We start from the raw sequence: 10,512 nt of genomic DNA, 5'->3' as shown, positions 1-10,512 counted from the left end.
TGGCGGCTGCGGTGATCGTGATGCCCCGCTCCTGCTCCTGGGCCATCCAGTCCATCGTGGCGGCGCCGTCATGCACCTCGCCGAGCTTGTAGTTCACGCCTGCGTAGTACAGGAAGCGCTCGGTTGTGGTGGTCTTGCCCGCGTCGATGTGGGCCATGATGCCGATGTTGCGAGTTCGTTCGAGAGGATGTGGAGACATGATGGAGTTCTCCGCGGGAGGATCGGGGCAAGGGCTCCGGTCGGGGCTCGGGGCCGGCGGGATCGGGCCCCGGTTACCGGCGGTGAGCACGTCACCGAGCCGGTCGGAAGTCAATCAGGCGCGGTGACGGTCAGATGCGTCCATGGTTACGCAACCATGACGAATCGTGCTCCCACTACCAGCGATAGTGGGCGAAGGCCTTGTTGGACTCCGCCATCTTGTGCAGGTCCTCTTTGCGCTTGATGGACGCCCCGGTGTTGTTCGAGGCGTCGAGTAGCTCTCCTGCAAGGCGAGCCGCCATCGTGCGCTCGCGGCGGTCCCGGGCGTAGCCCACGATCCAGCGGATCGCCAGGGTGGTCTGGCGGCGTGGCCGCACGTCGACGGGCACCTGGTAGGTGGCACCGCCCACCCTCCGGCTGCGCACTTCCAGCTGCGGCTTCACGTTCTCCACGGCGCGCTTCAGGACGACGGCGGGCTCTGCGCCGGTGCGCTCGCCCACCGTCGAGAGGGCGTCGTAGACGATGCGCTCGGCCAGCGACCGCTTGCCGCGCTGGAGCACCTTGTTGACGAACTGCGTGACCAGTACCGAGTCGTAGACCGGATCGGGCCGCATTTCCCGGCGCGGGGGTGGACCTCGGCGGGGCATCTCGTCAGTCCTTCTTGGCGCCGTAGCGGCTGCGAGCCTGCCGGCGCTCGTCCACACCGCTGGAGTCCAGGGCCCCGCGGATGACCTTGTAGCGTACGCCCGGGATGTCCTTCACCCGGCCGCCGCGCACCAGCACGATGGAATGCTCCTGCAGGTTGTGTCCCTCACCGGGGATGTAGGCGGTCACCTCGATCCCGCTCGTGAGGCGCACTCGCGCCACCTTCCGCAGCGCTGAGTTCGGCTTCTTGGGAGTGGTTGTGTAGACCCGCGTGCACACCCCCCGCCGCTGGGGCGCGCCCTTGAGAGCCGGCGTGCTGTCCTTGCGGGACTTGGACCGGCGTCCCTTGCGCACGAGTTGCTGGATGGTGGGCACGGTTGGGTGGAACTCCTGGATGTCCGGTTGGATGTAGCGGGTATCGGTTGCAGATGAGCACTGGTCGGGAACCGGGGCGGCCCGCGCAACGGTCCACACTCCGTGGGCCGGGCCGGGCTCGATCAGGTGCCTCTAGCAGCGGTTTTTCTCGGCGAGCACGTCCGGGGACAGGCCGAAGCCGACATTTCAGACTACGAGCGGGCGACCTTGTTCACAACCCGGCGGTCTCGGCGGCGAGTTCCGGAGACTCGTCCGGCTCCACCGCCTCATTCGTCTCCGGCGCCACGCCGAAGACGTCCGCGTACCCCTCCGCGAACTCGTCGTATTCCTCGGAGTAGACCTCCATCGGCACGTAATCGGGGGCGTGCGGCGCGACGTTGCGGTACTTGGCGATACCGGTGCCCGCCGGGATCAGCTTGCCGATCATGATGTTCTCCTTGAGCCCGCTCAGATCGTCGCTGCGCGACTCGATGGCGGACTCGGTGAGTACCTGCGTCGTCGTCTGGAAGGAGGCGGCCGAGAGCCACGAATCTGTCGCCAGCGAGGCCTTCGTGATTCCCATGAGTTCGGGACGACCCTGCGCCGGGCGCTTCTCCTCGGTAATGAGCTGCCGGTTGGCGTCCCGGTAACGGCGGGCGTCGACCCGCTCGCCGGGCAGGAAATCCGAGTCGCCGGACTCCTGAACCAGCACCCGCCGGGTCATCTGGCGCACGATCAATTCGATGTGCTTGTCGTGGATCGACACGCCCTGCTCGCGATAGACGGCCTGCACCTCGTCCACGAGGTACTGCTGCACGGCGCGCAGGCCCTTGATCTCCAGCAGTTCCTTCGGGTCCACGTTGCCCTCGACGAGCACGTCACCGGCCTCGACCTCGCCGCCGTCGGCGAACTCCAAGCGCGCCCCCACGACGGCGACGTGCTTCTCCTCGCTGCCGTCGGAGGCGACCACGCGCAGCCGCTGCTGCTGGCCGTCGGGCTCGTCGACGCGCAGGACACCCGAACTCCTCGCCAGGGTCGCCTTGCCCTTGGGGGTCCGGGCCTCGAACAACTCCACGACGCGGGGCAGGCCGCGGGCGATGTCGCTCACCGACCGTCCCAACTCCATGGCTCCACCCGTGTGGAACGTCCGCATCGTCAGCTGGGTGCCCGGCTCGCCGATGGACTGGGCAGCGATCACGCCGACCGCTTCGCCCGTCTCGATCAGAGCTCCGGTGGCGAGCGACATCCCGTAGGACTTGGCGGAGATCCCCTGGAGGGAGTTGTCGGTGAGCGGTGACAGCACGCGCACCCGCTCGAGTCCGGAGTCGGCGGCGAGGTGCTCCATGAGCTGGCGCGTCACCATCTCGCCTGCGGCGATCTCCGTCCCGTTGTCGAGCGTGACGGTGTCGGCCAGCACCCGGCCCAGCAGGCGCACCTCCAGCGGCCGGTCGCCGGAGCGAAGATCGACGTGGATCCCCGGCACCGGTTCGTTGTTCTCGAACGGGTCCTCGTCGTTGATGATGAGTTCCTGCGCAACGTCGACGAGGCGCCGGGTCAGGTAGCCGGAGTCGGCGGTGCGCAGCGCCGTGTCCACAAGTCCCTTGCGTGCGCCCGGCGTGGAGATGAAGTACTCCAGCACCGACAGCCCCTCGCGGAAGTTCGACTTGATCGGTCGGGAGATCATGTCGCCGCGCGGGTTGGCCACCACGCCGCGCATTCCGGCGATCTGACGCAACTGCATCATGTTCCCGCGTGCGCCGGAGTCCACCATCATGTTCAGGGGGTTGAGGCCCTCGCCGCCCAGGGCCTCGACCATCTCGTCCTGCACCTCCTGGGTGGCCTCCAGCCAGGTCTCGATCTCCTTCTGGCGCCGCTCGCCGTCGGAGATGATCCCGCGGCGGAACTGGTTCTCCGTGGACTGCGCCTGCCGCTCGCGGCGCTCCAGGATCCGCGGCTTGTCGGCCGGCACCTTGATGTCGTCGAGGGAGATCGTGAGGCCCGACTGCGTGGCGAACCGGAAGCACAGGTCCTTCAGACCGTCGAGGCTGCGCGCCACCTCCGCCTTGGGGTAGTTGCGGGCGAGGCGCTCGACGACCCGGCCCACCGCCGGCCGCCGCAACTCCTCGTTGATGAATCCGAAGTCCTCCGGCAGCTGCTGGTTCAGCAGGATCCGCCCGACCGTGGTGGGTTTGTAGGCGGCCCTGCCGTTGCCCTCGGCCGCATCCTCGCCGCCGGCGGCGGGCCGCTGCAGTTCGGGCACGCGGTACTCGATCGCCGCATGCAACTCCACCTGGCCGGCCTCGTAGGCGAACATCACCTCGTCGGCATCGCGGAAGACCCGGCCGGCACCACGCCCCTCGGGATTCAGCAGGGTGAGGTAGTAGGTGCCGATGATCATGTCCTGGGTGGGCGTCACGAGCGGTGCGCCGTGCGCCGGCGACAGGACGTTGTTGGCCGAGAGCATGAGCACGCGGGCCTCGGCCTGCGCCTCCGAGGACAGCGGCAGGTGCACGGCCATCTGATCCCCGTCGAAGTCGGCGTTGAAGGCGGCGCAGACCAGCGGGTGGATCTGGATCGCCTTGCCGCCGACCAGCACCGCCTCGAAGGCCTGGATGCCGAGTCGGTGCAGGGTGGGCGCCCGGTTCAGTAGCACCGGGTGCTCCTTGATGACCTCCTCCAGGACGCTCCAGACCGCCGGACGGCGGCGCTCGACCATGCGCTTGGCAGACTTGATGTTCGGCGCCAGCTCCTGCTCCACGAGGTTCTTCATGACGAACGGCTTGAACAGCTCGAGTGCCATGAGGCGCGGCAGGCCGCACTGGTGGAACTTGAGCGTGGGCCCCACGACGATCACCGAACGTCCCGAGTAGTCCACACGCTTGCCCAGCAGGTTCTGACGGAACCGGCCCTGCTTGCCCTTCAGCATGTCCGAGAGCGACTTGAGCGGGCGGTTGCCCGGCCCGGTGACCGGGCGGCCCCGGCGGCCATTGTCGAACAGCGCGTCCACGGCCTCCTGCAGCATCCGCCGCTCGTTGTTGACGATGATCTCCGGCGCCCCCAGGTCCAGCAGGCGCTTCAGGCGGTTGTTCCGGTTGATGACGCGCCGGTAGAGGTCGTTCAGGTCCGAGGTGGCGAACCGTCCACCGTCGAGTTGCACCATGGGACGCAGGTCCGGCGGGATGACCGGCACCACGTCCAGGATCATCGCCCGCGGGTCGTTGATCCGGCGCCCGTGCTCGTCGCGGGTGTTGAAGGCGCTCACGATCCGCAGGCGACGGATCGCCTTGTGCTTGCGCTGCGCCGACAGCGGCTTGGTGCCCTCGGGGGGCGACACCATCAGGCGCAGTTCCTCCTCCTGAGCATCGAAGTCGGACTCGTCGATGAGCCGGGCGATGGCGTCCGCGCCCATCCCGCCCTCGAAGTAGTCCTGGTAGCGGTACGTCAACTCGCTCCAGAGTTCCTCGTCCTCGATGATCTGGCGCGAGTGGAGATCCCTGAAGATCTCGAAGGCGTTCTGGATCTTCTCGAGTTCCTCGGTGCGCAGTTCCTGCAGTTCCTCCAGCTCGCGCTCGGCGGCGGCGCGCCGGTTGCGGATGTCCGCGCCGGTCCCGCCGCCCTCCTCGAGTTCGGCGAGTTCCTCCTCGAGCGCCCGCTGGATCTCGTCGCGACGCTCGTCGAACTCGGTGCGGACGATGCGCAGTTCCTCGTGCATGTCCCGCTCGAGTTCACCCAGATCGGCATCGCGGCGCTCGGCGTCCACGTGCACGACCAGGTGGGCGGCGAAGTAGACGACCTTCTCGAGTTGCTTGGCCTTCACCTCTTGGCGGGGCTCGGTCCCCGTCAGCAGGTAGGCCAGCCACGAGCGCGTGCCGCGCAGGTACCAGATGTGCACCACCGGCGCCGCCAGCTCGATGTGGCCCATGCGCTCCCGGCGCACCTTCGTGCGGGTCACCTCCACGCCGCAGCGCTCGCAGATGATGCCGCGGAAGCGAATGCGCTTGTACTTGCCGCAGGTGCACTCCCAGTCCTTCTGCGGGCCGAAGATCTTCTCGCAGAAGAGCCCGTCCTTCTCCGGCTTGAGGGTCCGGTAGTTGATGGTCTCGGGCTTCTTCACCTCGCCGTTGGACCACGTGCGGATCGAGTCCGCCGTGGCCAGGCCGATACGAAGACGCCCGAACTCGTTGACGTCGAGGGCGCTGGAGGTGTTCCGGCGATCCTGATCCATCCCTACATCTCCCTCCTGGCGGCGTAGGCCGGCCGGTCACCGGCGAGTTCACGCGCCCGGCGTTCGGCCTCGCGACGGGCATCCTCCTCGTCGGACCCCCGCTCCGGGCGCGAGATGTCGATGCCCAGTTCCTCGGTGGTCCAGTAGATGTCCTCGTCGATCTCCTTGATCTCGATCTCCTCGCCAGCGCTCGAGTAGACCTCCACCTCCATGCACAGGGCCTGCATCTCCTTGATGAGCACCTTGAAGCTCTCCGGGATGCCGGGGTCGGGCATGTTGGTGCCCTTGACGATGGCCTCGTAGACCTTCACGCGGCCCAGCACGTCGTCGGACTTGACGGTCAGCAATTCCTGCAGGCAGTAGGCGGCGCCGTAGGCCTCGAGCGCCCAGACCTCCATCTCGCCGAACCGCTGGCCCCCGAACTGCGCCTTCCCGCCCAGCGGCTGCTGGGTGATCATCGAGTACGGGCCGGTGGAACGCGCATGGATCTTGTCGTCCACCAAGTGGGCCAGCTTCAGGATGTAGGCGTAGCCGACGGTCACCCGCTGGTCGAAGGGTTCGCCGGTGCGGCCGTTGTAGAGGACGGCCTTGCCGTCGGCGCCCACCAGGCGCGTCCCGTCCTCGGCCTCCGGTCGCATGTTCTCCAGCAGTGCGCGGATGGACGGCTTGTCGCCGGTCGGGCCGAGCGTCGGGGCGTCGTCCCAGCGGGCGCCGTCGAAGACCGGCGTCTCGATGAACACCGACGGCGGCGTGGTCGGGCGCGTCTTCTTCTCGGTGCCGCGCACCGGCTCGTCGCCCACCGCCTCGCCGTTCAGCTGCCATCCCCAGCGAGCCGCGTAGCCGAGGTGCGCCTCCAGGATCTGACCCACGTTCATCCGCGAGGGCACGCCGAGGGGGTTCAGGATCACGTCCACAGGCGTGCCGTCGGCCAGGAACGGCATGTCCTCGACCGGCAGGATCCTGGCGATCACGCCCTTGTTGCCGTGGCGGCCGGCCAGCTTGTCGCCGACGCTGATCTTGCGCTTCTGCGCCACGTGGACGCGCACCAGCTCGTTCACGCCGGGCGGCAGCTCGTGGTCGTCCTCCCGCCGGAAGACCTTCACGTCGATCACCTTGCCGGCGTCGCCGTGGGGGACCTTCAGCGAGGTGTCCCGCACCTCGCGCGCCTTCTCGCCGAAGATGGCGCGCAGCAGGCGCTCCTCGGGGGTGAGTTCCGTCTCGCCCTTGGGCGTGACCTTGCCCACCAGGATGTCGCCGGGGCCCACCTCGGCGCCCACGCGCACGAGGCCCTCGTCGTCGAGGTCGACGAGCACCTCGTCGGACAGGTTGGGGATGTCCCGGGTGATCTCCTCGGCTCCGAGCTTGGTCTCGCGGGCGTCGATCTCGTGCTCGTGGATGTGGATGGAGGTGAGAACGTCGTCGCGGACCAGCCGTTCGCTGACGATGATGGCGTCCTCGAAGTTGTAACCCTCCCAGGACATGTACGCCACGAGGACGTTCTTCCCCAGCGCCAGCTCGCCGTGATCCGAGGAGGGACCGTCGGCCAGCAGTGAGCCCTCGACGACCCGGTCGCCGGCCTGCACCAGGGCGTGCTGGCGGATGCAGGTGTCCTGGTTGGAACGGGCGAAGCGCGCCAGCGGGTGCTCGACGCGGCCGAGGTTGTCGTAGTGCATCGTGATCGCCCGCCCGTCGAGATCGATCACCTCGCCGTCGTCGAGAGCCAGGATCACGTCGGCCGCGTCGCGTGCCGCCCGGCTTTCGATGCCGGTGCCGATGTAGGGAGCCTCGGCGCGCTGCAGCGGCACGGCCTGGCGCTGCATGTTGGCGCCCATCAGCGCCCGGTTGGCGTCGTCGTGCTCGACGAACGGGATGAGCGCGGTCGCCACCGAGACGATCTGCTTGGGTGAGACGTCCATCCGCTCGATGTCGCTGGGCGGGGCGAAGACGATCTCGGTCGTGGCGCCGAAGAAGTGCTCCTCCTCCAGCTGCAGCTTGAGGTCCTCCAGCGAGGCGGCCTGCGGGGAGCGCCGTGCCAGCACGCGCGGGTTGCGGAAGGTGCCGTCGGGGTTCAGCGGCGCGTTGGCCTGCGCCACGACGTACTCCTCCTCCTCGTCGGCGGTGAGGTACTCCACCTCGTTGGTCACCTGGCTCTCGCGCACCACGCGGTACGGCGTCTCGATGAAGCCGTGCTCGTTGATCCGCCCATAGGTGGCGAGCGCCCCGATCAGCCCGATGTTGGGTCCTTCCGGGGTCTCGATGGGGCACATCCGGCCGTAGTGGCTGAAATGCACGTCGCGCACCTCGAAGCCGGCGCGCTCCCGTGACAGGCCCCCGGGCCCCAGAGCCGAGAGCCGGCGCCGGTGCGTCAGCCCCGACAGGGGGTTCACCTGGTCCATGAACTGGCTGAGCTGGCTGGTGCCGAAGAACTCCTTGATGGCGGCCACGACCGGGCGGATGTTGATGAGCGTCTCGGGGGTGATGGCCTCCATGTCCTGGGTGGTCATGCGCTCGCGCACGACCCGCTCCATGCGCGAGAGGCCGATCCGCACCTGGTTCTGGATCAGCTCGCCGACCGACCGGATCCGGCGGTTGGCGAAGTGGTCCTGGTCGTCGAGCCGGTAGCCCTGCTCGTAGCGGACCAGGTGCAGCAGGTAGGTGGAGGTGGCCAGCAGTTCGGCGACGCTCAGGGTGGCCTGACCGGGCTCGGGGGCCTCGAGGTCGATGTCGAAGATCTCCCGGATGCGCTCGACCTCCTTGCCGAGCTTGCGGTTCAGCTTGTAGCGCCCTACTCGCGAGAGGTCGTAACGGCGCGGGTCGAAGTAGGCGCCGGTGAAGTAGGCGCGGGCTGCCTCGGCGCTGGGCTGGTCGCCGGGCCGCACCCGCTTGTAGATCTCGATGAGGGCGTCGTCACGGGACAACTCGTGGCCCTTCTCGTTCTCCCACTGCGGGGCCAGGAAGTCGAAGTAGGCCACGAAGCGGTCGAAGAAGCCGGGGTAGGTGTCCTCGTCGCCGAACCCCAGCGCCGTCAGGAACGTGAACAGGCTGAGGCGACGCTTGCGCGCCACCCGCACGCCGGCGCTGACGTCCCGCCCGGGCCGGTGCTCGACGTCGAACTCGATCCACTCGCCGCGGTAGGGATGGATCGTCCCGGTCACGAGCTGGTGCTTGGACATGTTCCGCAGCCGGTAGCGCTCACCGGGCTGGAAGATGACGCCGGGCGACCGCACGAGTTGCGACACAACCACCCGCTCGGTGCCGTTGATGATGAAGGTGCCCTTGGGGGTCATCTTGGGGAAGTCCCCCATGAAGACCACCTGCTCCTTGATCTCGCCCGTATGGCGGTTCAGGAAGCGCGCCCGCACGAAAACGGGCGCGCTGTAGGTCATGTCCTTCTCCTTGCACTCCTCCACGGAGAACTTGGGCTCCATGAGGAGGAATTCGTCATCAGGATCGAATTCGAACTCCAGGAGCAGGTTCTCGGAGTAGTCCTTGATGGGACTGATGTCCGCGAAGACCTCCGCCAGGCCCTTGTTCAGGAACCAGTCGAAGGAATCACGCTGGATCGCAATCAGATCGGGAAGCTCGAGAACCTCCTCGAGATTGCCGAACGAGTAGCGCCGGCGAGCGACAGAGGGGGAACGCTGAACGACAGCTGGAGATGCCACGTCTCACTCCTGGGGAAGCACATGACCGACTTGGGGACGCGCGACGGTGCCACGAGGTTGGGAACCCGAGTTTCCGGACAGCCGAAAACGGGGATGACTACGCGGGAAGCGGCGGCACGGCGCGTCTACTGTAGTGCCCGTCGCAGCCGCAGGCAACCCGGTGGCGGCTCCCGCCGCGGGTTTCTTCCGGGTTCGGGCGGGGCTAGGAGATCTGGATGACGGCTCCGGCGCCCTCGAGGGCCTCCTTGGCCCCGTCGGCCTCCTCGCGCGGCACGCCCTGCAGCACCGGCTGGGGAGCGGTGTCGACCAATTCCTTGGCCTCCTTCAGCCCCAGGTTGGTGAGCGCGCGCACCTCCTTGATGACCTGGATCTTCTTGTCGCCGACCTCGGCGAGCACGACGTCGAAGGCGGTCTGCTCCTCTTCGGCGGCGGGTGCCTCGGCGGCTCCGGCGGCGGGTGCGGCCATGGGCATCGCCGCAACGGGGGCGGCTGCGGTGACCCCGAAGCGCTCCTCGAACTCCTTGAGCAGCTCGCTCAGCTCCAGCACGGTCATGGCGCTGATGGTGTCGAGGACTTCGTCGACCTTGGACATGATGGTTCTCCTTGTTCTTGTCTCGGTGCGTTTTGCCTGTGCCGGCCGGCCGTTCCGGCGGGCGACAGGAGCCGGCGGGCTCTCAGCCCGCCGAGCGCTCGTCGATCAGTGCCCGGAGCAGACCGGCGAAGCCGCGGGCCGGCGCCGCCGCCAGTCCGGCGAATTCCTGCAGCGGCGCCCCGAGCAGCCCCGCCATCTGCCGCAGCGGACTCGCCAGCGCTCCCGCGAACCGGGCCTGGAGTTGCTCGGCAGGAGGCAGCTTGGACAGGTGCTCCACCGCCTCGGGGCCGACGGAGTCGGTGCCCAGCAGGCCGCCCTTGATGACCAGCCTCTTGTCGTTGCGCTGGAAGTCGAACAGGGCCTTCGCCACGGCCGCGGTGTCCCCGGGGCGGCCGTCGGCGAGCGGCTCCACGAACGCCACGGCGGTGGGTCCCACCAGGAGGTGCTCGCAATCGATCCCCAGTTCGCGGGCCGCCAGGCGGATCAGGGTGTTCTTGTAGACCTTGTAGCTGCCGCCGAACGGGGCGAGCGAGTGCCGCAACTGGGCCATCGCGGTCGTGTCGAGACCGCGGTACTCGGTCAGCACCGCTCCCTGGGCGGCGGACAACCGCTCGCGGATCTCGGCAACGACAGCCACCTTCTCGGGGCGGGGCGGTCGCGCGTGTTCACTCGATGGCTCGGACACGGTGGTCTCCGGGCTTGGTTCGGATTTCGGTGCCGCCGGCCGGAGGTGGCCGGAAACGGCAACGGCGCCGCAGAAGATCGCGCGGCGCCGGGGGGTCGGGGGCGTCACCTCACCAGGCGGGCGTCAGCACGGGTGCTGCCGTACCCTT

The 10,512-nt window shown here is 68.2% G+C and carries 7 protein-coding genes; all 7 read right to left on the bottom strand.

Features of this window, described 5'->3' with window-relative positions; translation table 11 throughout:
* Positions 1-199 (bottom strand): GTP-binding protein (locus tag OXG55_06035; protein ID MCY4102806.1); only part of this gene is annotated, 199 nt, incomplete at its 3' end.
* Positions 200-374: 175 nt separating this feature from the next.
* Positions 375-845 (bottom strand): 30S ribosomal protein S7, encoded by a 471-nt coding sequence (rpsG, locus tag OXG55_06030; protein ID MCY4102805.1) that lies wholly within the window; start codon positions 843-845, stop codon positions 375-377.
* A 4-nt stretch (positions 846-849) separates the two neighbouring features.
* Entirely contained in the window at positions 850-1,218 is a 369-nt protein-coding gene (gene rpsL, locus OXG55_06025) for a 30S ribosomal protein S12 (GenBank protein ID MCY4102804.1), read from the bottom strand.
* 211 nt (positions 1,219-1,429) lie between these two features.
* The gene (locus OXG55_06020; protein MCY4102803.1) at positions 1,430-5,422 is read right to left on the bottom strand and encodes a DNA-directed RNA polymerase subunit beta'; all 3,993 of its coding nucleotides are present in this window, start codon (positions 5,420-5,422) and stop codon (positions 1,430-1,432) included.
* A gap of 2 nt (positions 5,423-5,424) precedes the next feature.
* On the bottom strand, positions 5,425-9,087 hold the full coding sequence (locus OXG55_06015) for a DNA-directed RNA polymerase subunit beta (protein MCY4102802.1): 3,663 nt from the start codon (positions 9,085-9,087) through the stop codon (positions 5,425-5,427).
* A gap of 202 nt (positions 9,088-9,289) precedes the next feature.
* On the bottom strand, positions 9,290-9,679 hold the full coding sequence (rplL, locus tag OXG55_06010; protein ID MCY4102801.1) for a 50S ribosomal protein L7/L12: 390 nt from the start codon (positions 9,677-9,679) through the stop codon (positions 9,290-9,292).
* 82 nt (positions 9,680-9,761) lie between these two features.
* Complete coding sequence (gene rplJ / locus OXG55_06005; GenBank protein MCY4102800.1) at positions 9,762-10,364, bottom strand: 50S ribosomal protein L10; 603 nt, start codon at positions 10,362-10,364, stop codon at positions 9,762-9,764.
* Positions 10,365-10,512: the final 148 nt, after the last annotated feature.

It is taken from the genome of bacterium (assembly GCA_026708055.1).
Lineage (GTDB): Bacteria > Actinomycetota > Acidimicrobiia > Acidimicrobiales > CATQHL01 > VXNF01.
The sequence above is the reverse complement of the archived record's forward strand: the minus strand, read 5'-3'. Positions and strand labels throughout refer to the sequence as shown.